This is a genomic window from Microbacterium sp. NRRL B-14842, from assembly GCF_050470785.1.
The window spans coordinates 1,272,733-1,296,744 of record NZ_JBFLUM010000001.1 but is presented as its reverse complement, the minus strand read 5'-3'; the positions used below and the strand labels follow the sequence as shown (position 1 = coordinate 1,296,744).

Sequence of the window (24,012 nt, the reverse complement as noted above, 5' to 3'; positions counted from 1 at the left end):
ACACGCCGAAGGGGCCCGTGTCGGTGGACACGGGCCCCTTCATCGATGCGTCTCAGACGAGCGAGCGCAGCACGTACTGCAGGATGCCGCCGTTGCGGTAGTAGTCCGCCTCACCGGGGGTGTCGATGCGGACGACCGCGTCGAACTCGACCGGCTGCTTGCCCTCGGGCGAGTGCTCGCTCGGGGTGGCGGTGACCTTGACCGTCTTCGGGGTGACGCCGTTGTTGAGCTCCTCGAGCCCCGTGATCGAGACGATCTCGGTGCCGTCGAGGCCCAGCGACTCCCAGCTCTCGCCGGCGGGGAACTGCAGCGGGACGACGCCCATGCCGATGAGGTTGGAGCGGTGGATGCGCTCGAAGCTCTCCGTGATCACGGCCTTGACGCCCAAGAGGCTGGTGCCCTTGGCCGCCCAGTCGCGCGACGAGCCGGAGCCGTACTCCTTGCCTCCGAACACGACGAGCGGGGTCCCCTGCTCGGCGTAGTTCATGCACGCGTCGTAGATGTACGACTGCGGGCCGTCCGGCTGGGTGAAGTCGCGGGTGTAACCGCCCTCGACGACCTGTCCGTCGTTCACGGCCGAGACCATGAGGTTCTTCAGGCGGATGTTCGCGAAGGTGCCGCGGATCATGACCTCGTGGTTGCCGCGACGCGAGCCGAAGGAGTTGAAGTCCTTGCGGTCGACGCCGTGCTCCGTGAGGTACTGGGCCGCGGGCGTGCCCGGCTTGATGTTTCCGGCGGGCGAGATGTGGTCGGTGGTGACCGAGTCGCCGAGCGTCGCCATGACCCGGGCACCTTCGATGTCCTTCACCGGGGTGAGCTCCATCGTCATGCCGTCGAAGTACGGGGCCTTGCGCACGTAGGTCGAGTCCTCGTCCCACTGGAACGTGTCGTCGTCCGGCGTGGGCAGGTTGCGCCAGCGCTCGTCACCGTCGAACACGGTGGCGTACTGCTTGATGAACTGGTCGCGCGAGATCGACGAGTCGACGATCTCCTGCACCTCGTCCGGCGAGGGCCAGATGTCCTTGAGGAACACGTCGTTGCCGTCCGCGTCCGTGCCGAGCGCGTCGGTCTCGAAGTCGAAGTGCATCGAGCCGGCGAGGGCGTACGCGATGACCAGCGGCGGGCTCGCCAGGTAGTTCATCTTCACGTCCGGGCTGATGCGGCCCTCGAAGTTGCGGTTGCCCGAGAGGACGGCCGTCACGGCGAGGTCGTGCGAGTTGATCGCCTCGGAGACCTCTTCGATCAGCGGACCGGAGTTTCCGATGCAGATGGTGCAGCCGTAGCCGACCGTGTAGAAGCCGAGGCCCTCGAGGTCCTTGTCCAGGCCGGACTTCTCGTAGTAGTCCGTGACGACCTTCGACCCCGGGCCGAGCGTGGTCTTCACCCACGGCTTCTGCTTGAGGCCCTTCTGCCGCGCCTTGCGGGCGAGGAGACCGGCGGCGATCATGACCGACGGGTTGGACGTGTTGGTGCACGACGTGATGGCGGCCAGCGTGACGGCGCCGTTGTCGAGGGTGTACTGCTCGCCCTCGGGAGTGGTGACCGGCACAGGGTTCGACACGTTGGCCGGCGCACCGCTGCTGATGTGCACCGGACGCGTGGTCGGCTCCTCCTCCCCCGGGACCTGTCCGGGGTCGGACGCCGGGAAGGAGTGCTTGGACTCGAGGTCGACGATGTCGTCGCTGGTCGAGGCCGTGGCGTAGTTCAGGATGTCCTGCTCGAACTGCGTCTTCGCCTCGGAGAGGAGGATGCGGTCCTGCGGGCGCTTCGGACCGGCGATGGACGGGACGACCGTGCTGAGGTCGAGCTCCATGTACTCGCTGAAGACGGGCTCGTGAGAGGCGTCGTGCCAGAGCTTCTGCTCCTTGGCGTAGGCCTCGACGAGCGCGACGGCCTCGTCGCTGCGGCCGGTCAGACGCAGATAGTCGAGGGTGACGTCGTCGATCGGGAAGATCGCGGCGGTCGAGCCGAATTCGGGCGACATGTTGCCGATCGTCGCGCGGTTCGCGAGCGGCACGGAGGCGACGCCCTCGCCGTAGAACTCGACGAACTTGCCGACGACGCCGTGCTTGCGCAGCATGTCGGTGATGGTGAGCACGACGTCGGTCGCCGTCACACCGGCGGGGATCTCACCGGAGAGCTTGAAGCCGACGACACGCGGGATGAGCATCGACACGGGCTGGCCGAGCATCGCGGCCTCGGCCTCGATGCCGCCGACGCCCCAGCCGAGCACGCCCAGGCCGTTGACCATCGTGGTGTGCGAGTCGGTGCCGACACAGGTGTCGGGGTAGGCCTGGAGGACGCCGCCGTTGGTGCGGTCGTAGATGACCTTCGCGAGGTGCTCGATGTTCACCTGGTGGACGATGCCGGTGCCGGGGGGCACGACCTTGAAGTCCTGGAACGCGGTCTGGCCCCAGCGGAGGAACTGGTACCGCTCGCCGTTGCGCTCGTACTCGATCTCGACGTTGCGCTCGAGCGCGTTCTCGGTGCCGAACAGGTCGGCGATGACGGAGTGGTCGATGACCATCTCGGCCGGCGAGAGCGGGTTGATCTTGTTCGGGTCTCCCCCGAGCGCCGTCACGGCCTCGCGCATGGTGGCGAGGTCGACGATGCAGGGCACACCGGTGAAGTCCTGCATGACCACGCGCGCCGGCGTGAACTGGATCTCGGTGTTGGGCTCCGCGTTGGCGTCCCACGACCCGAGCGCCTCGATCTGCGCCTTCGTGACGTTCGCGCCGTCCTCGGTGCGAAGCAGGTTCTCCAGGAGGACCTTGAGGCTGAAGGGGAGCTTGTCGAAACCGGGCACCGTGTCGATGCGGAAGATCTCGTAGTCGGTGCTGCCGACCGTCAGGGTGCTCTTGGCACCGAAGCTGTTCACCGTGGACACGAATCCGTCTCCTTCTATTCGGATGGGAGCGACAGGCGCCTCCATCTTGCTCGCCGGTGCGGCCGCGCGGCTAGCAAGGGGGACCTAACCAGTCTGCTCCGCGCAGGTCACCGGCGAAAGCCCGTGATTTATCTTGATGTCGAGATAAATCTATCACGCCGCCGCGGGGTCGTCGTGCGACGACGCGCGGGGATAGAGCGCACGGACGACCAGCCAGGTCACGGCGATCAGCGGCGCGAACAACGGCAGCCCCATCACGAGCTTGAGGGTTCCGAGCGCCGTGACGTCGCCGGCCAGGTAGAGCGGGAACTGCACGATCAAACGCGCGAAGAACAGCGCGGCCCAGGCGATACCCAGCCAGAAGAACGCCCGCCGCTTGCGACGATCCGCACGCCAGGCGGTGCCCTCCCCCATCAGGAATCCGACGGCGAGTCCGATGACGGACCAACCGATGAGAGCGGAGACGAGGATCGCCGAGCCGTATACCGCGTTCGTGATGAGGCCGGGGACGAAGTTGTCCTCGCCACGGCCTGTCCACAGGGCCAGCCCGGCGGCGGCCACGGCGGCGATCAGTCCGCCGAGGGCGGCCGACGGCGGCGACTTCTGCACCAGCCGGACGACGGTGAACACGGCGGCCAGACCGACGGACACTCCGAGGGGCAGCAGCAGGGGGTCCGGCCGGAGGGTGAACAGGATGACGAACGCGAGGCTCGGCAACACCGATTCCAGGATCCCGCGCCAGCCGCCCATGGCCGACCAGACGACCTTGTGCGTCTGCGCGTTCTCGGACGGATCGAGCCCAGCCTTGCGCGCCGCACCGCCGAGGGCTGCTCCGAGCATCTCCGACGCGCTCTGCGTGCGCGGCTCCTCGGGGTCCGGCGTGGTCACGCGGAGCCCGGCGTCGCCGGCATCTTCAGCGGGATGAGGTCGCGCGGCGGCATGGGCGCTCCCCCGCGCACGACGACGATCGAGCGGAACAGGTCCTCGACCTTCGCCGCGGCCTCGGGGTCGGACGCCGCCGCGCCGCCGATCACGCCGCGCAGGAACCAACGGGGACCGTCGATGCCGATGAAGCGCGCGAGACGCAGGCCGGAGCCCTCGCTGGCCGTCGCGGGGACCTCGGCGAGGAGCTCCTTGCCGAGCGGTCCTTCCCGCTCCTCGACGCGGCCGCCCTGCGCCTTGACCTGGTCGCGCAGTTGGACCCGCGTCTCATCCCAGAGACCGCCGCTGCGCGGAGCCGCGAACGGCTGCACCTGGAGAGAGGACTCGGCGTAGTCGAGCCCGACCGCCACGATGCGCTTGCTCTGCTCCTCCACCTCGAGCCGCAGGTTCAGGCCCTCGCGCGGCAGGATCTTGATCCCGCCGAGGTCGATGTAGGGGCGGACGGGGTTCGCCTCGGAGTCGTCGAACGGGCCCTCGGTGGCGCGGTTCTCCGGCGCCGACTTGGAGGGGGTGTCGTTGCTGTCGGTCATTTCGCCTGTCCTGCTTCGTTCTCGGGGGTCTGTGCCTGATAGCCGGTCGATCCGAACCCGCCGGCGCCGCGAACGCTGTCCGGCAGCTCGTCCACCGGAAGGAACCGGGCCCGAGTGACGGGCATCACGATGAGCTGCGCGATGCGATCGCCGACGGCGACATCGTACGCGCTGTGGATGTCCGTGTTGATCAGGCTCACCTTGATCTCTCCCCGGTAGCCGGCGTCGACGGTGCCGGGCGAGTTCACGATCGAGATGCCGTGCTTCGCCGCGAGACCGCTGCGGGGCACCACGAAGGCCGCATAGCCGTCGGGCAGCGCGATGCGCACGCCCGTGGGCACGAGAGCCCGATCCCCCGGCTCCAACCGCACGGCCTCGGCGGCGACGAGATCGGCTCCGGCGTCGCCCGGATGCGCATAGCCGGGGACCACTGCGGCGATAATGGGGACATCAACGGAATCGGTCACCCCATGAGGCTAATGCAGAACCCCGCAACGGACGCACGTCCCCGCTACCACGAACGACTGGCCCCCAGCCTGTGGCTGCTGGTCACGATCGCCCTGGCGGGACCGATGGTGTCCCTGATCTTCGTGCCGGTCGGCTCGACCTTCGCGCTGCTCCTCGGAGCGGCGGTCTCGGCGCTCCTCGTGGTGGCGGCCCTCGCCCTCGCTCCGGTGGTGTCGGTGCAGGACGGCGTCCTCCGAGCCGGACGCGCCCACATCGACGTGCGCTATCTCGGCGAGCCGACGGCACTGACCGGCGAGGAGGCGCGCAGCGCCAGAGGACCCGAGCTCCCGGCTCGCGGGTGGCACCTCATCCGCGGCGGCATCGACGGAGTCGTCGTGGTGCCGAACACCGATGAGGCCGACCCCGTCGTGGCCTGGACGATCTCGACCCGCACCCCCGACCGCCTCGCCGCGGCCATCCGCGCCGCACGGGACTGACCGCCCCGCAGACGACAGCGCGCCCCTGACCGGGATGGTCGGGGGCGCGTGGGGCGTCGCTCGGAGGGCTGCTCAGGCAGCGCACTCCTTGCAGATGGGGCCGTCGGGTCCCTCGTGGTCGAGCTGCGAGCGGTGCTTCACGAGGAAGCAGCTCATGCAGGTGAACTCGTCCTGCTGCGCGGGCAGCACGACGACATCCAGCTCGAGGTCGGAGAGGTCCGCGCCAGGGAGGTCGAAGCTCGACGGGTTGTCGGAGTCCTCGTCTCCGGTCGTGCCGGACAGCTTGTCCGGCACACGCTCCTTGAGGGCTTCGATCGACTCGGAGTCGTCTTCACTCTTTCGGGGAGCGTCGTAATCGGTTGCCATGCGGTGAATCTCCACTTTCATGGTGCGAGTGGGCGGGTGCGCCGTCGGGTAATCGGCGGCCATAGTTTGCATGACCGGCGGGCGTTTCGCAAATGCCCTCCCATGCGACAGGGCAAACTCACGGCACGCCCGCCGTATTCCCTGTCCCGGCCCGTCCGGCGTGACACCATGAACGCACACCCATCAGAGGGGCATTCGCATGGAAAACGTCACCATCGTCGGCACAGAAGCAGGAGTGCTCGTCCTCGCGACCGAGGCGGGCGAGCGGTTCGCGCTGCCCATCGACGCGGTGCTGCAGCGGGAGATCCGCCGCGCGACCCGCCAGGCCGAGCCGGCCGCACAGAAACTCGCCGCGAGCCCGCGGGATATCCAGGCGCAGATCCGCGCCGGTCTCACCGCCGCGGAGGTCGCCGAGCTCCTCGGGATCAGCGTCGACGACGTCGCCCGGTTCGAGGGCCCGGTCCTCGCCGAGCGCGAGCACATCATCGGCCAGGCCCTCGCCGTGCCCGTCCTCATCGGCAGCGAGGTCGAGCCGGACGCGCAGCCCACCTTCGGAGCTGCGGTCCGCGCCAAGCTCGCCGAGGTGTCCGCATCGTCCGAGCGCTGGGCCAGCTGGAAGGAGGAGTCCGGCTGGATCATCAAGCTCGAGTTCTCCGCCAACGACGTCGAGCACGACGCGCGCTGGAGCTTCGACCCGCGACGCAGCGCCCTCTCGCCCCTGAACGCCGATGCCACGCAGCTCTCCCGCCAGGGTTCGCTCCCGGAGGGACTCATCCCCCGCCTGCGCGCGGTGGAGGCCGACCGTGCCGCCTCGCCCTACAAGGACGACAGCCGTTTCGATTCGGGTGCCTTCGGTCCCCGCCTCGTCCCGACGCCCGCCGCGGAGGCAGACGAGCCGGCGCAGCCCGAGCGTTCGGCACCGGCGGTCCAGGACGCGGCGATCAACCGCGCTCCCGACTCCGCCTCGACGAGCCCGGAGACCGCGGACCTCCTCGAGGCCCTGCGTCGTCGCCGCGGACAGCGGGAGCCGTCGCCGATCGAGCACGAGGTCGAGGAGATCCAGGAGGATTCCGACCCGATCGCCCTGTTCGCCGCGCTCGAGGAGCCGGACGACGAGCCCGAGGCTCCGGAACCCGCACCGCGTCAGCCCGGGTCGGGCGACAGCGAGGGCAGCGGACGCCGACGGCGCCGCAACGCGATGCCGTCGTGGGACGAGATCGTCTTCGGAGCGCGCACCGACGAGTGATCGTTCCGGGGCCCCGTCAGGAGGCGAAGGCCCCGAACCGCAGGAACGGTACCCGGGTCTCGTCAGGCGTGAGCGCTCCGTGCTGTCCCACCATCCCTCGGTTGCGCTGGTCCTCGGCGGTGCCGTCGTAGAGCGCGCCCACTCCGGTGGCGATGACCAGCACGTCGCCGATGCGATCGAGGACCTCATCGCGCACGACCGGACCGAAGAGGCCCGCCCGGACCGCCTCCTCTCGGGTGACGACATCGGCCGCGCCCTCGAGATCGCTGCGCAGACGCGTCGTCACCAGCGCCGCATCGGCGTCCGGCTCGCGGTAGAGGTGCAGCATGCGGGGTTCCCCACCGACATGACGGATGCCCCCGAGATGCTGCTCCTCGAGCACCACCTGCCGGTGGAACGGGACGTCGACCATGCCGTGGTCAGAGGTCACGACCACGCCGACCCGCGGGGGGACGCGAAGCGACAGCGCGCCGTCGATCCGCTCCAGCGCAGCCACCCACTCGGCAGAGGCGACACCGTGCTTGTGCCCCGCCTTGTCGACCTCGGGAAGGTAGCAGTAGACGAGCGATCCCGGATGCTCCTCGGCCAGCGTGTACGCGACCTCGACGCGTTCCTCCGGCGTCGCAGCGGGCACGAACGTCGCCCCCCTCAGCGTGGCGCGGGTGAAGCCGCTGTGCGCGTAGGTCGCGAGTCCGACCGCGAAGGTCTCCCGCCCGGCGACTGCCGCGCGCTCGAAGACCGTGGGCGCCGCCTGCCACGTGAGCGGGTCGAGGCCGTCCGTCTCCCACCCGCTCAGCTGATTCACGAGGACATCCCGTTTCGGGTCCCTGACCCGGTACCCGACGAGGCCGTGTTCTCCCGGCCACACGCCGGTGGTGAGGCTCGTCAGCGCGGCGGCCGTCGTCGTCGGGAAGACCGTCTGCGCGATATCCTTCTTCGTCATCGACGCGGTCAGCGACCGCGCGTGACCGGCATGCCCGCGGAGGCTGATCGCACCGAGGCCGTCGATCACGACCAGCACCACCGCGTCGGCGCGGGGCAGCGTGGCGGATTCGCCGCGGAGAGCGGCGCACAGGTCGTCCGCCACCCCGACGACGCTCCGGGCGCCCGGCGGCGCGGACGGTAGCATGAAGGACATCCGAGCCAGTCTGACACAGGCTCCCGTACGCCCTCAGGAAGTCCATGCCGAAAACCCCGCCGCCCGAGCCTGTCGAGGAACGCATCCAGGACATCGATCTCTCCCACGAGATGCAGGGCTCCTTCCTCGAGTACGCATATTCCGTCATCTACTCGCGTGCGCTCCCCGATGCCAGGGACGGCCTGAAGCCGGTGCAGCGCCGCATCCTCTTCCAGATGGCGGAGATGGGATTGCGGCCGGACCGCGGCCACGTCAAGAGCGCCCGCGTCGTGGGCGAGGTCATGGGGAAGCTGCATCCGCACGGCGACTCCGCGATCTACGATGCCCTCGTCCGCCTCGCCCAGGAGTGGGCGTTGCGGGTGCCGCTCGTCGACGGTCATGGCAACTTCGGATCCCTGGACGACGGCCCGGCTGCCGCGCGATACACGGAGGCGCGCCTCGCCGCCCCCGCGCTGTCGCTCACCGAGAACCTCGACGAGGACGTCGTCGACTTCATCCCGAACTACGACGGCCAGTTCCAGCAGCCCGCGGTGCTGCCTGCGGCCTTCCCGAACCTGCTCGTCAACGGCGCCAGCGGTATCGCAGTGGGCATGGCGACCAACATGGCGCCGCACAACCTCATCGAGGTCGTCGCCGCGGCGACCCATCTGCTCGAGCACCCGGACGCCACCACCGAGGACCTCATGGAGTACGTCCCCGGCCCGGACTTCCCATCGGGCGGGATCCTCATGGGGCTCGACGGCGTGAAGGACGCCTACACGACCGGTCGCGGCGCCCTCAAGGTCCGCGGACGCACGTCGATCGAGCCGCTGGGTCCCCGACGTACGGGCATCATCGTCTCCGAGCTCCCGTACATGGTCGGCCCGGAGCGTCTGATCGAGAAGATCCGCGACGCAGTGCAGGCGAAGAAGCTCCAGGGCATCAGCGACGTCACCGACCTCACCGACCGCAACCACGGCCTCCGCGTCGCCATCGGCATCAAGACCGGATTCGACCCGAACGCCGTCCTGGAGCAGCTGTACCGGCTCACGCCGCTGGAGGATTCCTTCAGCATCAACAACGTCGCGCTCGTCGACGGCCAGCCCCGAACGCTCGGCCTCAAGGAGATGCTCAGCGTCTACGTCGGCCACCGCATCGAGGTCATCACGCGCCGCAGCCGGTACCGTCTCGCCCGTCGGGAGGAGCGCCTGCACCTGGTGGAGGGGCTTCTCATCGCGATCCTCGACATCGACGAGGTCATCCAGGTCATCCGGTCGTCCGACGACACCGAGCAGGCACGCACACGGCTCCGGTCCGTGTTCGACCTCAGCGAGCCACAGGCCGAGTACATCCTCGAGCTGCGGCTGCGCCGCCTGACGAAGTTCTCGCGCATCGAGCTCGAGGCGGAGCGGGACGCCCTCCTCGCGGAGATCGCGTCGCTGCGGGAGCTGCTCGCCAGCCCGGCGCTGCTGCGTGCCGCCGTCGCCCAGGAGCTGGACGCCGTGGCCGAGGCCTACGGGACGCCGCGCCGCACCCTGCTGATGAACGCGGCCCCGCCGAAGCCCCGCGCGACGAAGGGCGCGGTGGATCTGCAGATCGCCGACGCTCCGACCACCGTGGTCCTCTCGACGACGGGGCGCGCCGTGCGCGTGGACCTCGGCGAAGGACAGGAGCTCACCGCCCCTGCCCGGCGGAGCAAGCACGACGCCATCCTCGCGACCGTCGAGACGACGGTTCGCGGTGAGGTCGGTGCGCTCACGAGCACGGGACGCGTCGTCCGCTTCTCCCCCGTCGATCTGCCCTCGGTGCCCGGCACCTCCGTACAGCTCGCCGCGGGGACTCCGCTGCGCGACTACCTGGGGGTCACGACCAAGGGCGAGCGCATCGTCGGGTTCATCCGATTCGACAGCGACACCCCGGTCGCCCTCGGCACCGCGCAGGGCATCGTCAAGCGGATCGTGCCGTCGACCCTGCCGGTGCGTCCGGACCTGGAGGTCATCGGCCTCAAGAGCGGAGACTCGGTCGTCGGTGCGGCCGACGCGGCGGACGACGCCGACCTCGTGTTCCTGACGACCGACGCCCAGCTTCTGCGGTTCTCGGCCTCGGCGGTCCGCCCGCAAGGAGCACCCGCCGGCGGGATGGCGGGCATCAAGCTCGGCTCCGGCGCCGCGGTCCTCTTCTTCGGTGCCGTCAGCCCGGACACCGACGCCGTCGTCGCCACGGTCTCCGGCGCGGAGAGCATCCTGCCCGGCACCGATCCGGGCCGCGCGAAGGTCTCGGCGTTCACCGAGTACCCGTCCAAGGGCCGCGCGACCGGTGGCGTCCGCGCCCACGCCTTCCTGAAGGGCGAGGACCGCCTCACGGTCGCCTGGGTCGGCCCCCGCCCGGCTCTGGCCGTAGACCCCACCGGCGCGGTGCGCAAGCTCCCCGAGCCCGGAGCGCGCCGCGATGCCTCCGGCCAGCCGATCGACGGCGTCATCGGCAGCATCGGCCGGACCCTCGTCTGACCCGTCCGCCAAGAAAGGGGACCCGGCCTCGCCGGGTCCCCTTCTTCGTCCCCGCCGCCCTCAGGCGTCGATGGCTTCGCGCGAGAGCTGGTCCGCGGAGTCGATGATGAACTCCCGCCGCGGGGCGACCTCGTTGCCCATGAGCAGCTCGAAGACGCGGCCCGCGGCCTCGGCATCCTCCATCCGTACCCGGCGGAGCAGGCGACCGGAACGGTCCATCGTCGTGTTCGCGAGCTGCTCCGCGTCCATCTCCCCGAGACCCTTGTACCGCTGGATCGGCTCGTGCCAGCGCTTGCCGGCCTTGCGGAGCTTGGCGAGCAGGGCGTGCAGCTCCTGCTCGCTGTAGGTGTAGATGGTCTCGTTCGGCTTCGAGCCCGGGTTGATGACGATGATCCGGTGCAGCGGCGGCACGGCGGCGAACACGCGTCCATGCTCGATGAGCGGCCGCATGTAGCGGAAGAACAGCGTGAGTAGGAGCGTGCGGATGTGCGCTCCGTCGACATCGGCGTCGCTCATGAGGATGATCTTCCCGTAGCGCGCCGCGTCGATGTCGAAGGTCCGCCCGGAGCCCGCGCCGATCACCTGGATGATGGACGCGCACTCGGCGTTGGACAGCATGTCGCCGACCGACGCCTTCTGCACGTTGAGGATCTTCCCGCGGATGGGCAGCAGCGCCTGGAACTCGCTGTTGCGGGCGTTCTTGGCCGTGCCGAGGGCCGAGTCGCCCTCGACGATGAAGAGCTCGCTGCGCTCCACGTCGTTCGTCCGGCAGTCGACGAGCTTGGTCGGCAGGGTGGACGATTCGAGCGCGTTCTTGCGGCGCTGCGTCTCCTTGTGGGCGCGTGCGGACACACGCGCCTTCATCTCGGAGACGATCTTGTCGAGCAGCTGCGTGGCCTGGCTCTTGTCGTCGCGCTTGGTGGAGGTGAAACGCTGCTGGAGGTCCTTGCGCATCACCTGCGCGACGATCTGGCGGACCGCGGGCGTGCCGAGCACCTCCTTCGTCTGACCCTCGAACTGCGGCTCCGGCACGTTGACCGTGAGGACGGCGGTGAGGCCGGCGAGGACGTCGTCCTTCTCGAGCTTGTCGTTGCCGACTTTGAGCCGACGCGCGTTCTGCTCGACCTGGCTGCGGAGCACCTTCAGCAGCTCCTGCTCGAAGCCCTGCTGATGCGTGCCGCCCTTCGGCGTGGAGATGATGTTCACGAAGGAGCGGATGCGGGTGTCATAGCCGGTGCCCCAGCGCAGGGCGATGTCGACGGCGCATACGCGCTCGACCTCGGTCGCCACCATGTGGCCGTCGGGCTGCAGGACCGGGACGGTCTCGGTGAACGTGCCCTCTCCCTGGATGCGCCAGGTGTCGGTCACCGGCGGGTCGACCGCCAGGTACTCCACGAACTCGGAGATGCCGCCCTCGTAGAGGTACGAGGTCTCCACGGGGCCGGCCGGGGTGCCGTCCTCCCCCACCACTGCGCTCGCGGCGCGCTCGTCGCGGACCACGATCTCGAGGCCGGGGACCAGGAAGGCGGTCTGCCGCGCGCGGGTCTCGAGCTCGGCGAGCTGGAAGGCGGCGTCCTTGGTGAAGATCTGACGGTCGGCCCAGTAGCGCACACGCGTACCGGTGACCCCGCGCGGCGCCTTGCCGACGACGCGCAGCTCACTGTTCTCCTCGAACGGGGTGAAGGGCGCATCGGGCCGCTTCTCCCCCGAGTCCTGGAAGATGCCGGGCTCGCCGCGGTGGAAGGACATCGCGTAGGTCTTACCGCCACGGTCGACCTCGACGTCGAGGCGCTCGGAGAGCGCGTTCACCACCGAGGCGCCGACGCCGTGGAGACCGCCCGACGCCGCGTAGGAGCCGCCGCCGAACTTCCCTCCGGCGTGCAGCTTGGTGTAGACGACCTCGACGCCGGTCAGACCGGTCCGGGGCTCCACGTCGACGGGGATGCCGCGACCGCGGTCGTGCACCTCGACGCTGCCGTCATCGTGGAGGATGACGTCGATGCGGGATCCGTTGCCGGCGACCGCCTCGTCGACGGAGTTGTCGATGATCTCCCAGAGGCAGTGCATGAGCCCGGGCGAACCGTTCGAGCCGATGTACATGCCGGGGCGCTTGCGGACCGCTTCGAGTCCTTCGAGCACCTGGAGATGATGGGCGGAGTACTCGGCATTCACAATCTCCGAGTCTATTCGCGGGACGGTCCCGCCCCTCGCAGACACTCCCCGCGGCACCGCCTTCGCGCGTGTGCGCGTACGCGCTGAGCGAAACACGCCGTCGACCGGGCATGCCCCCAGGTGCAGCGTGGTTGTATTGAGCACGACCAACAAGGACGCCGACACCCGAGGAGGCCCCGAGATGAATGCAACGACCGAACGTGAGACCTCCGCTGTCGAGTACCGCCTGACTGCGATGGACCGCTGTGACTCGTGTGGCGCACAGGCCTACATCGCCGCCGAGGTCAACGGCTCCGAGCTGCTCTTCTGCGCCCACCACGGCCGCAAGTACGAAGAGAAGCTGCGCAGCGTGGCCACGAGCTGGCACGACGAGACCGCTCGTCTCGTCGAGACGGTCTGATCAGCGCCTGAACCGGCCGAGCCGGTTCACTCCACGACCCTCCGCCGAATCCGCGGACCGAGGCGGGTGAGGATCTCCTCGCCGACCGTCTCGATCCGCTCGGCGAGGGTCGTCGCTGTCTCCTCCCCCTGCGCGCCCGGCCCGAAGATCGTCACCTCGTCGCCGACAGCCATCCCGGGCCAGCCCTCGACGGTCGTCGTCGCCAGGTCGATCTCGGGCGCCACGCGGGGGCCGGCCGGGGTACCGACCGTCATGCCGGCCAGCGTCGAGGGCAGGCCGTCGAGACTGCCGACGGCCACGACCGCGGCGTCGCCATCGACCCGGACGACCGGGGCCACGAGACGTGCCGCCGGCTGCACACCGTCGAGATCCGGGCCGTCCGCCGAACGGATGCCGTAGCAGAACGCCCCGATCCGTGACACCGTGCCGCGCAGTTCCGGACGCCACCAGGATGCCGCCGACGCTGTGAGGTGCAGGGCCGCCGGCACAGCTCCGGACAGACCGGTGTGCTGCACGGCATCGAGGAACACGGACTGGGCCTCGTCGTCCTCGGCGTCGCTCGCCTCCGCGATGTGACTCCACACGCCCACGAGCGCGAGGGTGCCCGCGCTCTCGGCCGCCCTCGCCTCGGCAACGGCCGCCGCCCAGTCCTCCGGACGCACGCCATTGCGATGGAGGCCGGTGTCGATCTTGAGGTGCACCCGGGCACGCACACCGAGCACATCGGCCCGCGTGACGATGCGGCGCAGGTACTCGATGGTGCCGACGCCGAGCTCGATGTCCTGCAGGAGCGCCTCGTCGATCTCCTCGTCGGTCGAGGTCGCCCAGGCGAACACGGACGCGGTCCCGCCTGCGAGGCGCCGGACGTCGAGGCCCCCGCGCACGTCGTAGCTGCCGAACGTCGTCACCCCCGCCTCGCGCGCGGTCTCCACCGCCCAGCGGAGTCCGTGGCCGTACGCGTCGTCCTTGAGCACCAGCATCAACGTGGAGTCGCCCAGTCGGTCGCGCACGGCCGCGATGTTCGCGCGGAAGACGGCGCTGTCCAGGCGGAGTTCTGGTCGCATCGGCCCACCCATCATGCCTCCCATCCGCGCACGGCGTGAGCACCGGGGACGGCCACGAGCTCCGCGGGCGTCATCCCGGTGACCTCGGCCCAGCGGGCGATCGCGTCGGATGCGGGGCCGGTCCCGCCGAAGAACGTCACCGTGTCTCCCACCTCGGCCGCGGCGCCCTGAAGGTCGATCACACAGACGTCCATGGCGACTCGTCCGACGATGGGACGCAACGCGCCGGCGATCTCCACGTCGGCGTGATTGCCGAGAGAGCGGACGACACCCTGCGCGTAGCCGCCCGTCACGAGCGCGACCTCCGTGTCCGCTGCGGCCCGGAAGGTGTAGCCGTAGGAGACAGCCTCCCCCGCGCGCAGGCGCTTGGTGGACATGACCCGGCCGACCAGGCGCATGACCGGAGGTGTCGCCGGGATTCCCTCCGCGGACGGCAGCCCGTAGAGGAGGACGGGGTCGACGTCGGGCGTACCGACGGTCGTGGCGCTGATGCCTTCAAGGCGCAGGGCCTCGACTTCGCCTGGCGAGTCCACGAGGACCTCCTCGACGCCCGCGGCTGTCACCGCGTGGGCCACGGCGAGCAGTCCATGCCCCCATGCGTCGCGGCGGAGATCGGCACGGCGGCCCCCGGCACGGATCGCCGCGGACGCGCCGGCAGCAAGGGCCGAACGCGAGATCATCGCCTGCGGAAGCGCACTCGAACTCGTGTCACACACGTCCTCCAGCCTAGCTTCCGCGCTCTCAGGAGCCTGGGGGCTCCCCGCGTAGACTGGGACGTCGATCCCTAGACCCGGAGCTCCATGTCTCGTCTTTCTCTCGCGCCCCGCATCCGCTATCTCCTCGGCCGTGCCCGCCGCATCGACGTCGGTTCGGTGTTCGAACGGGCGAAGGAGGCCTCGGCACAGCACCACCGTCCCGTTCCCACGATCGTCGCCGACATGCTCTGGTCGGCGGCCCGCCACAACGTGGGCTTCCAGGACTACATCGACTACGACTTCGCGATGCTCAACCGTGCCGAGCGCGAGACGTACATGACGCACCCGGTGTCCAACCAGCTCTCCCAGAAGTACGACCACCCCGACTTCCGCTGGATCTTCCAGGACAAGATCGAGTTCAACCGGAAGTTCTCCGCACATCTGCATCGCGAGTGGATGGTGGTCGAGGAAGGCAACGCCGACGAGGTCCGTGCCCTCACGGAGCGCCTCGGAACGATCGTCACGAAGGAGCCGGTCGGCCAGGCCGGGACCGGTGTGCACCGATATCACGCCGCCGACATCACGGACTGGACCGAGTTCCACCGCGGTCTCCTCGACCGGGGCGAGCTGCTGATCGAAGAGGTCATCCGCCAGCATGACGACCTGGCGGCCGTGTGCCCCGGGACCGTGAACACCACCCGCATCACCGCCTTCTTCGACGGGGAGAAGGCGCACATCCTCGCAATGGCGCAGAAGTTCGGCCGCGGCGCGGTGAGCGATCAGATGACCTTCGGCGGCTTCTACACGATGCTCGACGAGAACGGGCAAGCCGTGGGGGCCGGCTATGACTCGCACGGGCACGTGCACGAGACCCACCCGGACTCGGGCTTCCGCATCGCCGACTTCCAGCTGCCCTACATGGACGAGGTGCGCGCTTTCATCGATCAGGTCGCCCGGGTCGTGCCGCAGGTGCAGTACGTCGGATGGGACGTCGTCGTGACCCCGGACGGCCCCGTGCTCGTCGAGGGGAACTGGGGGGCGGGCGTCTACGAGAACAAGCCCAGCGTCACCGGCATCCGTACCGGGCACAAGCCGCGCTACCGCGAGGTCATCGGCTTCTGACCTTTCGACAGCTCACCCTTCGACAGGCTCAGGGACCCCGCATGGGTCGCTGAGCGCGTCGAAGCGCCGGGCCACCCCTGTACATGCGAACCGGCCCCTTGCGTTCACACGCAAGGGGCCGGTTCGGTCGTGAAGGGGTGGGTCGAGCTGTTCAGACCGCGCGGACGATGCCGAGCGGGGTGGACTCGAGGCCCTGGCCGAGCGGATTGTCCCCGAGGATCTTCACCAGCCGCAGCTCCCCCGCCTTGTCCAGGGTGGAGCCGAGGATGTTGCCGCCGAGATCGTTGATGTCGACCACGGCCACCTCGGCCTGGCCGCCGATCAGCGTCTTCAGGTGCGCCGCAACCCGGTCCGGGTCCTTCGGCCCGAGCACCACAGCCTCGTTGTACGGCGGGATGGTGTGCTTCGTCGGTCCGTCGATCGCGCGGGCCTTGTCCCCCGCGATGCGGTAGAAGTCGCCCTTGCGCCCGAACGCCTTGGTGACCGCCGAGACGGCCGCCGCGAAGAGGATGCGCGGCGTGCCGCACTCGCGCAATGCCATCTCCATCGTCTCCGGCATGCCGAGACCGATGCCGTACGGCGTGCGGGTGACGTACTTCGACAGGAACAGCGCGAGCTTGCGCGGCTTGATCTCGTCGAGGCGGTAGGACCGGCCCTGCGTGATCGCGACGATCTTCTCGGTCACGAAGAGCAGGTCGCCCGGCTGGACGGCGGCCTTCGCGTACTCCGTGATGATGGCGTCGAGATCGTCGTCCGGCATCACGACACGGGTGCGCAGCGGGATCCGCGCGTAGCTCTTTCCGTCGACGCTCGTCTCGAGCGCCTTGCCCTCGTTCGCCTGCATCACTCGAGGTAGTCCCGCAGCGACTGCGAGCGGCTCGGGTGGCGCAGCTTGGCCATCGTCTTCGATTCGATCTGGCGGATGCGCTCACGCGTCACGCCGAACGTGTCACCGATCTGGTCGAGCGTCTTCGGCTGACCGTCGCCCAGGCCGAAGCGCATCCGGATCACGCCGGCCTCGCGCTCGGAGAGCGAGTCGAGGAGCTGCTCGAGCTGACGCTGCAGCATCGTGAAGCCCACGGCGTCGGCCGGGACCACGGCCTCGGTGTCCTCGATGAGGTCACCGAACTCGCTGTCGCCGTCCTCGCCGAGCGGGGTGTGCAGCGAGATCGGCTCGCGGCCGTACTTCTGCACCTCCACGACCTTCTCCGGCGTCATGTCGAGCTCGCGGCTCAGCTCTTCCGGAGTGGGTTCGCGACCGAGGTCCTGCAGCATCTGCCGCTGCACGCGGGCGAGCTTGTTGATGACCTCGACCATGTGCACCGGGATGCGGATCGTGCGGGCCTGGTCGGCCATGGCGCGGGTGATGGCCTGACGGATCCACCAGGTGGCGTAGGTCGAGAACTTGAAGCCCTTGGTGTAGTCGAACTTCTCGACCGCGCGGATGAGGCCGAGGTTGCCCTCCTGGATCAGATCCAGGAACTGCATGCCGCGACCCGTGTAGCGCTTGGCGAGGGATACGACGAGGCGGAGGTTCGCGCCGAGGAGGTGGCTCTTCGCGCGCTGACCGTCGCGGGCGACCCACTGCAGGTCGAGTCCGAGCTGGCTCGTCTTCTCGGCGGGAGACATCGCGGAGAGCTTCTCCTCCGCGAACAGACCCGCTTCGATGCGCATCGCGAGCTCGACCTCTTCGGCCGCGTTCAGCAGCGCGACCTTTCCGATCTGCTTCAGGTAGTCCTTGACCGGGTCGGCGGTCGCGCCGGTGATCTGGGTCGAGTAGACCGGGACCTCTTCGTCGTCCTTGGAGGAGATGACGATCGCACCGGTCGGCAGCGGCTCGGTGAAGGTCGGCTTCGCGTCGTCCTCCTCCTCGTCGCCCGCGGCGTCTTCGGAGCCCTCGGCTGCGGCGGCGTCGTCTTCCTCGACGACGTCATCCGACTTCTTCTTCTTCGCGGGGGCGCGCTTGGCCGCGGCGCGCTTGGGCGCAGGAGCCGCTTCGGTCGTTTCGACGTCCTCGACCTCGGGATCCGCGGTGATCTGATCGGCCTTCTTCGTCCGCGTGTTCTTCGTCGTGGCAGGAGTCACGTTTCGCCTTTCACGGGGCCGCTGGGAGACCCCGGGACATTTCGGACACTAGTAAGACCCTTGTCAAGTCCAGTGCGCGAAAACACTGATTGACAACGGGTCGGACTCCTAGTATCGCACACGTATGGCGATGAGGACGCATTCCCGCCCGATCCGCTGCGAGAGATTCAGCCGCGTCCCGGCTTGTCCTCGTCACCCGACGGCCGAGATGCGAGGTAGCGCTCGAGCTCGGCCGCGAGTTCGTCGGCGCTGGGCAGGTCGCGTTCGCTGAATCCGCCCTCGTCGTACGAATCGTCCTCGGGGTCACGACCGGCCATGTAGGCGTCGTACCGGCGCTCGAGGTTGTGCACCATCTGCTGCAGTTCGTCGTTCGCTGCGACCTGCTCGTCGACTCGGGCGAGGTAGTCCTCACGGCGCTCCTGGACTGCGTCGAGCATGAGCACGAGGCCGGTCGAGGCCATGAGCTTCTCCGCCGCTGCACTGACCGCCTCCGGATTCTCCGTCTCCGCGAGGTAGTGCGGCACGAGGAGCACGAAGCCGACGACGCGCTCCCCGCGCTCCGCGAACCGGTACTCGAGCAGGTGACCCGCGGTCGCCGGGACCTGCGTGCGCGGACGCCACACGGAGTGCGACACGACGAGGTCGCGCCGGTTCCCGCTCACCGTCGTCCCGATGGGGCGCGTGTGCGGCACGGGCATCGCGATCGAGTGGACCCAGTGCAGTCCCGAGGCCTCGAACTCCGCAGCGAGATCCAGGACGGTCTCCGCGAAGGCGTTCCACGCGAAGTCGGGCTCGTAGCCCGTGAGCAGCAGGAACGGGCGTCCCAGCGCGTCCGTGGCGAGGGAGAGCTCCAGACGGGGCGGGCGGAACTCGGCAAGGTGGTCCTGGTCGAAGGAGATGACCGGGCGGCGTGCGCGGTAGTCCAGGAGCACATCGTTGTCGAAGACCGCGAGCGGCTGCGGCGACGTCGTCTCCCGCAGATGATCGATGAGCCCCGACACCGCACTGCCCGCGTCGGTGAAACCGGTGAGCAGCATCACGAGAGGCAGGCCGTGGGGCACCGTGGGGGCGTTCGCGACGCGTTCGTGGATCTCTCCGGAGAAGGGCATGTCTCCATGCTACGAGCCGCACCCGGAGCCGGGCTCTGACGTGTCTCGCTGAGAGCGAACACACCCCGGCCGGCGGACCGACGACCCCGGGGCGGAGATCCTAGGATGGAGAGCATGACGCTTCCCGTGCTCTCGCACACCACCGATCAGTTCCCCGGAAGCGCTGCCGATGCCGCAGTGCTCGTCGTCCCCGATCTCTCCGAGTCGGCCGAGTCGCTGGCGGCTCACCCCGGTCTCGCCGACGCTCTGGCGGGCATCGGCTTCACCGGCGCCGCCGGTGCGTTCGCTCGGGTCTACGCCCCCGAGGTGACGCCCCTCGCGTTCGCCGTCGTCGGCGTCGGCTCCACCGTCGACGACGCCTCCGTACGGAGCGCAGCCGGCGCGGCTCTCCGCTCCCTGACCGGCTTCGACACCGTCGCGCTCGGCCTCGCCGCCGGTCTCGAGGAGCACGCCGCCGCGGCCGCGGAGGGTGCCGTCCTCGGCGGCTACCGCTTCGACGACTACCGCGCCGAGAACGGCAGGAAGAAGCGGGCGACGGCGGTCGTCGTCCACGCCCCGCTCGACGACGAGACGATCGCCCGCGCTCACGCCACGGGCGAGGCCGTCGCTCTCATCAAGGACCTCGTGAACGTGCCCGCCGAGTGGCAGAGCCCCGCGCAGCTGGCGCAGAGCGCCGCCGACAGCGTCGCGGACCTCGACGTCACCGTGGAGATCCTCGACGAGGGTGCTCTCGCGGAACAGGGTTTCGGTGGCATCCTCGGCGTCGGCCAGGGATCCGACCGGCCGCCGCGCCTCGTCCGCCTCGACTACGCGCCAGCGGACGCGCAGCGGCACATCGCCCTCGTCGGCAAGGGCATCACCTTCGACACCGGCGGACTCTCCCTGAAGCCGGCGGCTTCGATGGTCGGCATGAAGTTCGACATGGCCGGTGCCGCGACCTCCCTCGCCGCCCTCCGCGCCATCGCGGCCCTCCGCCTCCCCGTGCGCGTGACCGCCTGGCTCTGCATCACCGACAACATGCCGTCCGGTCGTGCTCTCCGCCCCGGGGACGTCATCCGCATCCTCGACGGCACCACCGTCGAGGTGCTGAACACCGACGCGGAGGGGCGCCTCGTCCTCGCCGACGGTCTGGTCGCCGCGAGCCGGGAGAACCCCGACGTCATCATCGACGTCGCGACTCTGACCGGCGCGATCGTCGCAGCCCTCGGCCACCGTCACACCGGCGTCTTCGGCGACGACGAGACGGTCGCGGAGTTCCTCGCCGCGGCCGCCCGCACGGGAGAGCCCGCGTGGCACATGCCGCTGCCCGCCTACATGGAGGAGACGCTCGACTCCCCCATCGCCGACATGATCAACGCCAACATGGGAGATCGGATGGGCGGCGCGTCCTTCGCCGGTCTCTTCCTCCGGCGCTTCGTCGGCCGCACCTCGGACGCGGACGACGCGCCGCGCATCCCCTGGGTGCACCTCGACATCGCGGGATCCGGTGAACACGCCGGCGCCCCCTACGGCTTCACAGAGAAGGGCCCCACGGGGGCGATGGTCCGATCGATCATCGCCTTCGCCGAAGCAGCATCCCACCCGGAGGCATGACACCCATGACAACCCACACCTTCGACATCGTCGTCCTGGGCGGCGGCAGCGGCGGGTACGCCGCGGCACTGCGAGCCAGCGAGCTCGGCAAGTCCGTCGCACTGATCGAGAAGGACAAGGTGGGAGGCACGTGCCTCCACCGCGGGTGCATCCCGACGAAGGCGCTGCTGCACGCTGCCGAGGTGGCGGACCACGTGCGTGACGCCGCCTCGGTCGGCGTCACGGCCTCGTTCGGCGGGATCGACCCGGCGGGCGTGCGCACGTATCGCGAGGGCATCGTCGCGAAGAAGTACAAGGGCCTCGAGGGGCTCGTCAAGGCGCGCGGGATCACGACGGTCGCCGGGCTCGGCCGCCTGAACGCGGACCGGAGCGTCACCGTCGGCGACGATGTCTATGTCGGCACCGACGTCATCCTCGCCACCGGCTCGTACAGCCGCTCCCTGCCTGGTCTGGAGATCGGCGGACGGATCCTGACCAGCGAGCAGGCACTCGCCCTGGACGTGATCCCGGAGCGGGTGCTCATCCTGGGCGGCGGCGTGATCGGCGTCGAGTTCGCGAGCGTGTGGCGCTCCTTCGGAGCCGAGGTGACGATCGTGGAGGCGCTGCCCCACCTCGTCCCGAACGAGGACATCGCGATGAGCAAGGGCCTCGAGCGTGCGTTCCGCCGCCGCGGCATCCACTACTCCCTGGGCGTGCGCTTCCAGACCGCCACCCAGGACGACTCGTCCGTCACGGTCACGCTGGAGGACGGCAAGGAGTTCACCGCCGACTACCTCCTCGTCGCCGTCGGCCGCGGCCCCGCCACCGCCGACCTGGGATTCGAGGAAGCCGGCGTGCGCCTGGACCGCGGGTTCGTGACGGTGGACGGCGACCTCCGCACCGGCGTCCCCGGCGTGTGGGCGGTCGGCGACATCGTCCCCGGCCTCCAGCTCGCCCACCGCGGGTTCCAGCAGGGCATCGCGGTCGCCGAGCGCATCGCGGGCCTCTCCCCCGTGAACGTCCCTGACGTGCAGATCCCGAAGGTCACCTACTCGAGCCCGGAGGTCGCCTCGGTCGGTCTGACGGAGGAGGCGGCGGTCACCGCGCACGGCGCCGACGCGATCCACTCCTACGAGTACAACCTCGCGGGGAACGGCAAGAGCGAGATCATCGGCACGGGCGGCCTGGTCAAGGTCGTCCGCCTCAAGGACGGGCCCGTCCTCGGTGTCCATCTCCTCGGCGATCGCGTCGGCGAGCTCATCACCGAGGGACAGCTCGCGGTCGCGTGGGAGGCCCATCCCGAGGACATCGCGCCGCTCATCCATGCCCACCCGACCCAGAGCGAGGCGCTCGGCGAAGCCTTCCTCGCGCTGGCCGGAAAGCCCCTGCACGCCCTCTGAGCACCAACCGGTGCCCGAGTCACTAAGCTAGACAAGCGTCATACAACTTCTGAAGGAGACTCAGTCATGAGCACATCCGTGGTCCTCCCCGCTCTCGGCGAGAGCGTCACAGAGGGTACGGTCACCCGCTGGCTCAAGCAGGTGGGAGACACCGTCCAGGCGGACGAGGGCCTGCTCGAGATCTCGACCGACAAGGTCGACACCGAGATCCCCTCCCCCGTCACCGGCGTGATCGAGGAGATCCTCGTGGCCGAGGACGAGACCGTCGAGGTCGGTGCTCTGCTGGCCCGCATCGGCGACGGCAGCGGTGCGGCACCGGCCGACGATGCCCCTGCTGCGGCTGAAGCCGCCCCGGCTGAGGCCGCCGCCCCCGCCGCTCCGGAGCCCGCCGCGGCTCCCGCGGCCGAGCAGCAGGCACCCGCCGACTCCGCTCCCGCCGAGTCCGCGCCTGCGGCTCCCTCCGGCGACGCCACCGACATCGTGCTCCCCGAGCTCGGTGAGAGCGTCACCGAAGGCACGGTCACCCGCTGGCTCAAGCAGGTCGGCGACTCGGTCGAGGTCGACGAGGCGCTCCTCGAGATCTCCACCGACAAGGTCGACACCGAGATCCCGTCGCCGGTCGCCGGGGTGCTGCAGGAGATCGTCGCCGGCGAGGACGAGACCGTCGAGGTCGGCGCCGTGCTGGCACGCGTGGGTTCCGGTGCTGCTCCCGCAGCCCAGCCCGAGGCTCCCGCTGCTCCGCAGGCCGAAGCCCCTGCCGCTCCGCAGGCCGAGGCGCCCGCCGCTCCGGCTCCGCAGGCCGAGGCTCCGGCTGCACAGCCCGAGGCTCCCGCTGCTCCCGCTCCGCAGGCCGAGGCCCCCGCAGCGCCCGCGCAGGCCGCTGCTCCGGCACAGCCCGCGCAGGCGGAGGCCCCCAAGCTGTCGCTGCCGACCGAGAGCGACAACCTCTACGTGACCCCGCTCGTGCGCCGTCTGGCTGCGCAGCAGGGTGTGGACCTGGCCACGGTCAAGGGCACCGGCGTCGGAGGCCGAATCCGCAAGGAGGACGTCCTCAAGGCCGCAGAGACCGCCACCGCCGCACCGGCAGCCGCTGCAACGCCGGCTCCGGCCCCCCTGGAGGTGTCGCCGCTGCGCGGGACCACCCAGCCGATGTCGCGCCTGCGCAAGGTCCTCGCCAAGCGTGCGGTCGAGTCGATGCAGCAGACGGCCCAGCTCACCACGGTGGTCGAGGTGGACGTCACCGCTCTCGCCGAGTACCGCGACAGCGTCAAGACGTCGTTCCTCGAGAAGACCGGCGACAAGCTGTCCTTCCTGCCGTTCTTCGCCCTCGCCGCGGCGGAGGCCCTGCAGGCCTTCCCGATCATCAACGCGACGGTCGACGGCGAGCAGATCGTCTACCCGGCGTCCGAGAACGTCTCGATCGCGGTCGACACCGAGCGCGGTCTGCTCACGCCGGTGCTCCGCGACGCTGCGTCGAAGAACATCGCCGAGATCGCCCACGAGATCGCCGATCTCGCTGCGCGCACCCGCGACAACAAGCTGAAGCCCGACGAGCTCGCCGGCGGCACGTTCACGCTGACCAACACCGGTTCGCGCGGCGCGCTGTTCGACACGCCCGTGGTGTTCCTGCCGCAGTCGGCGATCCTCGGCACGGGCACGGTCGTCAAGCGCCCGGGTCTGGTCAAGGTCGGCGGCACGGACGCGATCGCGGTCCGCTCCTACGTGTACCTGGCTCTGTCGTACGACCACCGCATCATCGACGGTGCCGACGCGGCACGCTTCCTCGGTGCGGTGAAGGCTCGCCTCGAGGCTGCGCAGTTCAGCGGCCAGCTCGGCGCCTGACCGACGGCTCGC

Annotated in this window: 20 protein-coding genes; 8 read left to right on the top strand and 12 right to left on the bottom strand. The window is 69.7% G+C overall.

Annotated features, from left to right (window positions below; genetic code table 11):
- Positions 1 to 52: 52 nt before the first annotated feature.
- From AB1285_RS06495 to dut, 4 genes are all read right to left on the bottom strand, one after another.
- Positions 53 to 2,932, bottom strand: a complete 2,880-nt coding sequence (locus AB1285_RS06495) for an aconitate hydratase (protein ID WP_292794097.1) — start codon at positions 2,930 to 2,932, stop codon at positions 53 to 55.
- 108 nt (positions 2,933 to 3,040) lie between these two features.
- The gene (locus AB1285_RS06490) at positions 3,041 to 3,727 is read right to left on the bottom strand and encodes a DUF3159 domain-containing protein (RefSeq protein ID WP_370428909.1); all 687 of its coding nucleotides are present in this window, start codon (positions 3,725 to 3,727) and stop codon (positions 3,041 to 3,043) included.
- 44 nt (positions 3,728 to 3,771) lie between these two features.
- Positions 3,772 to 4,359 carry a DUF3710 domain-containing protein gene (locus tag AB1285_RS06485; RefSeq protein ID WP_060921813.1) on the bottom strand — a complete coding sequence of 196 codons (588 nt, stop codon included), beginning with the start codon at positions 4,357 to 4,359 and terminating at the stop codon, positions 3,772 to 3,774.
- Positions 4,356 to 4,826 (bottom strand): dUTP diphosphatase, encoded by a 471-nt coding sequence (gene dut / locus AB1285_RS06480; protein WP_187661564.1) that lies wholly within the window; start codon positions 4,824 to 4,826, stop codon positions 4,356 to 4,358. Before dut ends, AB1285_RS06485 begins: the two co-directional genes overlap by 4 nt.
- A gap of 12 nt (positions 4,827 to 4,838) precedes the next feature.
- Here dut and AB1285_RS06475 point away from each other — a divergent pair, with 12 nt between their 5' ends.
- On the top strand, positions 4,839 to 5,303 hold the full coding sequence (locus AB1285_RS06475; protein WP_187661565.1) for a DUF3093 family protein: 465 nt from the start codon (positions 4,839 to 4,841) through the stop codon (positions 5,301 to 5,303).
- A gap of 72 nt (positions 5,304 to 5,375) precedes the next feature.
- On the opposite strand, the gene AB1285_RS06470 is transcribed toward AB1285_RS06475, so the two are convergent.
- Positions 5,376 to 5,669, bottom strand: coding sequence for a DUF4193 domain-containing protein (locus AB1285_RS06470; protein ID WP_060921810.1), 294 nt, complete (start codon positions 5,667 to 5,669; stop codon positions 5,376 to 5,378).
- Positions 5,670 to 5,868: 199 nt separating this feature from the next.
- Between AB1285_RS06470 and sepH the strand changes: the two genes are divergently transcribed.
- On the top strand, positions 5,869 to 6,915 hold the full coding sequence (gene sepH / locus AB1285_RS06465) for a septation protein SepH (protein ID WP_268776262.1): 1,047 nt from the start codon (positions 5,869 to 5,871) through the stop codon (positions 6,913 to 6,915).
- 16 nt (positions 6,916 to 6,931) lie between these two features.
- On the opposite strand, the gene AB1285_RS06460 is transcribed toward sepH, so the two are convergent.
- Positions 6,932 to 8,053 carry an alkaline phosphatase family protein gene (locus AB1285_RS06460; protein WP_292794109.1) on the bottom strand — a complete coding sequence of 374 codons (1,122 nt, stop codon included), beginning with the start codon at positions 8,051 to 8,053 and terminating at the stop codon, positions 6,932 to 6,934.
- 44 nt (positions 8,054 to 8,097) lie between these two features.
- Here AB1285_RS06460 and AB1285_RS06455 point away from each other — a divergent pair, with 44 nt between their 5' ends.
- The gene (locus tag AB1285_RS06455; protein WP_292794111.1) at positions 8,098 to 10,539 is read left to right on the top strand and encodes a DNA gyrase/topoisomerase IV subunit A; all 2,442 of its coding nucleotides are present in this window, start codon (positions 8,098 to 8,100) and stop codon (positions 10,537 to 10,539) included.
- Positions 10,540 to 10,599: 60 nt separating this feature from the next.
- On the opposite strand, the gene AB1285_RS06450 is transcribed toward AB1285_RS06455, so the two are convergent.
- A complete protein-coding gene (locus tag AB1285_RS06450) occupies positions 10,600 to 12,711 on the bottom strand; it encodes a DNA gyrase/topoisomerase IV subunit B (protein ID WP_370428886.1) in 2,112 nt (703 codons plus the stop codon).
- A gap of 181 nt (positions 12,712 to 12,892) precedes the next feature.
- Between AB1285_RS06450 and AB1285_RS06445 the strand changes: the two genes are divergently transcribed.
- Positions 12,893 to 13,111 (top strand): DUF7455 domain-containing protein, encoded by a 219-nt coding sequence (locus AB1285_RS06445; protein ID WP_187661569.1) that lies wholly within the window; start codon positions 12,893 to 12,895, stop codon positions 13,109 to 13,111.
- A gap of 26 nt (positions 13,112 to 13,137) precedes the next feature.
- On the opposite strand, the gene AB1285_RS06440 is transcribed toward AB1285_RS06445, so the two are convergent.
- Positions 13,138 to 14,175: an alanine racemase gene (locus AB1285_RS06440; RefSeq protein WP_292794115.1), complete on the bottom strand. Its 1,038-nt coding sequence runs from the start codon at positions 14,173 to 14,175 to the stop codon at positions 13,138 to 13,140.
- An 11-nt stretch (positions 14,176 to 14,186) separates the two neighbouring features.
- Positions 14,187 to 14,891: an alanine racemase gene (locus AB1285_RS06435; protein WP_232089028.1), complete on the bottom strand. Its 705-nt coding sequence runs from the start codon at positions 14,889 to 14,891 to the stop codon at positions 14,187 to 14,189.
- Positions 14,892 to 14,975: 84 nt separating this feature from the next.
- Between AB1285_RS06435 and AB1285_RS06430 the strand changes: the two genes are divergently transcribed.
- Positions 14,976 to 15,992, top strand: coding sequence for a sugar-transfer associated ATP-grasp domain-containing protein (locus tag AB1285_RS06430; protein ID WP_292794120.1), 1,017 nt, complete (start codon positions 14,976 to 14,978; stop codon positions 15,990 to 15,992).
- 151 nt (positions 15,993 to 16,143) lie between these two features.
- On the opposite strand, the gene AB1285_RS06425 is transcribed toward AB1285_RS06430, so the two are convergent.
- The 3 genes from AB1285_RS06425 to AB1285_RS06415 form a co-directional block, all read right to left on the bottom strand.
- Positions 16,144 to 16,836, bottom strand: coding sequence for a coenzyme F420-0:L-glutamate ligase (locus AB1285_RS06425; protein ID WP_071328695.1), 693 nt, complete (start codon positions 16,834 to 16,836; stop codon positions 16,144 to 16,146).
- On the bottom strand, positions 16,836 to 18,077 hold the full coding sequence (locus AB1285_RS06420) for an RNA polymerase sigma factor (RefSeq protein ID WP_292794124.1): 1,242 nt from the start codon (positions 18,075 to 18,077) through the stop codon (positions 16,836 to 16,838). The genes AB1285_RS06425 and AB1285_RS06420 overlap by 1 nt, the downstream gene beginning before the upstream one ends.
- A gap of 167 nt (positions 18,078 to 18,244) precedes the next feature.
- Entirely contained in the window at positions 18,245 to 19,186 is a 942-nt protein-coding gene (locus AB1285_RS06415) for a proteasome assembly chaperone family protein (protein ID WP_187661573.1), read from the bottom strand.
- 114 nt (positions 19,187 to 19,300) lie between these two features.
- Here AB1285_RS06415 and AB1285_RS06410 point away from each other — a divergent pair, with 114 nt between their 5' ends.
- The 3 genes from AB1285_RS06410 to sucB all read left to right on the top strand — a co-directional run bounded on the left by AB1285_RS06410 (position 19,301) and on the right by sucB (position 24,000).
- Entirely contained in the window at positions 19,301 to 20,779 is a 1,479-nt protein-coding gene (locus tag AB1285_RS06410; RefSeq protein ID WP_292794129.1) for a leucyl aminopeptidase, read from the top strand.
- A gap of 5 nt (positions 20,780 to 20,784) precedes the next feature.
- Positions 20,785 to 22,158: a dihydrolipoyl dehydrogenase gene (lpdA, locus tag AB1285_RS06405; protein ID WP_292794132.1), complete on the top strand. Its 1,374-nt coding sequence runs from the start codon at positions 20,785 to 20,787 to the stop codon at positions 22,156 to 22,158.
- Positions 22,159 to 22,224: 66 nt separating this feature from the next.
- Positions 22,225 to 24,000, top strand: coding sequence for a 2-oxoglutarate dehydrogenase, E2 component, dihydrolipoamide succinyltransferase (gene sucB, locus AB1285_RS06400; protein ID WP_370428887.1), 1,776 nt, complete (start codon positions 22,225 to 22,227; stop codon positions 23,998 to 24,000).
- Positions 24,001 to 24,012 lie beyond the last annotated feature (12 nt).

Excerpts from the sequence above, each read along its gene's own strand:
- AB1285_RS06475 (WP_187661565.1), top strand. The coding sequence starts at position 4,839 with ATGCAGAACCCCGCAACGGACGCACGTCCCCGCTACCACGAACGACTG.
- AB1285_RS06445 (WP_187661569.1), top strand. The coding sequence starts at position 12,893 with ATGAATGCAACGACCGAACGTGAGACCTCCGCTGTCGAGTACCGCCTG.
- AB1285_RS06430 (WP_292794120.1), top strand. The coding sequence starts at position 14,976 with ATGTCTCGTCTTTCTCTCGCGCCCCGCATCCGCTATCTCCTCGGCCGT.
- AB1285_RS06485 (WP_060921813.1), bottom strand. The coding sequence starts at position 4,359 with ATGACCGACAGCAACGACACCCCCTCCAAGTCGGCGCCGGAGAACCGC.
- sucB (WP_370428887.1), top strand. The coding sequence starts at position 22,225 with ATGAGCACATCCGTGGTCCTCCCCGCTCTCGGCGAGAGCGTCACAGAG.
- AB1285_RS06470 (WP_060921810.1), bottom strand. The coding sequence starts at position 5,669 with ATGGCAACCGATTACGACGCTCCCCGAAAGAGTGAAGACGACTCCGAG.
- AB1285_RS06415 (WP_187661573.1), bottom strand. The coding sequence starts at position 19,186 with ATGCCCTTCTCCGGAGAGATCCACGAACGCGTCGCGAACGCCCCCACG.
- AB1285_RS06490 (WP_370428909.1), bottom strand. The coding sequence starts at position 3,727 with ATGCTCGGAGCAGCCCTCGGCGGTGCGGCGCGCAAGGCTGGGCTCGAT.
- sepH (WP_268776262.1), top strand. The coding sequence starts at position 5,869 with ATGGAAAACGTCACCATCGTCGGCACAGAAGCAGGAGTGCTCGTCCTC.
- AB1285_RS06425 (WP_071328695.1), bottom strand. The coding sequence starts at position 16,836 with ATGCAGGCGAACGAGGGCAAGGCGCTCGAGACGAGCGTCGACGGAAAG.
- AB1285_RS06410 (WP_292794129.1), top strand. The coding sequence starts at position 19,301 with ATGACGCTTCCCGTGCTCTCGCACACCACCGATCAGTTCCCCGGAAGC.
- AB1285_RS06495 (WP_292794097.1), bottom strand. The coding sequence starts at position 2,932 with ATGGAGGCGCCTGTCGCTCCCATCCGAATAGAAGGAGACGGATTCGTG.
- AB1285_RS06460 (WP_292794109.1), bottom strand. The coding sequence starts at position 8,053 with ATGTCCTTCATGCTACCGTCCGCGCCGCCGGGCGCCCGGAGCGTCGTC.
- lpdA (WP_292794132.1), top strand. The coding sequence starts at position 20,785 with ATGACAACCCACACCTTCGACATCGTCGTCCTGGGCGGCGGCAGCGGC.
- AB1285_RS06455 (WP_292794111.1), top strand. The coding sequence starts at position 8,098 with ATGCCGAAAACCCCGCCGCCCGAGCCTGTCGAGGAACGCATCCAGGAC.
- AB1285_RS06440 (WP_292794115.1), bottom strand. The coding sequence starts at position 14,175 with ATGCGACCAGAACTCCGCCTGGACAGCGCCGTCTTCCGCGCGAACATC.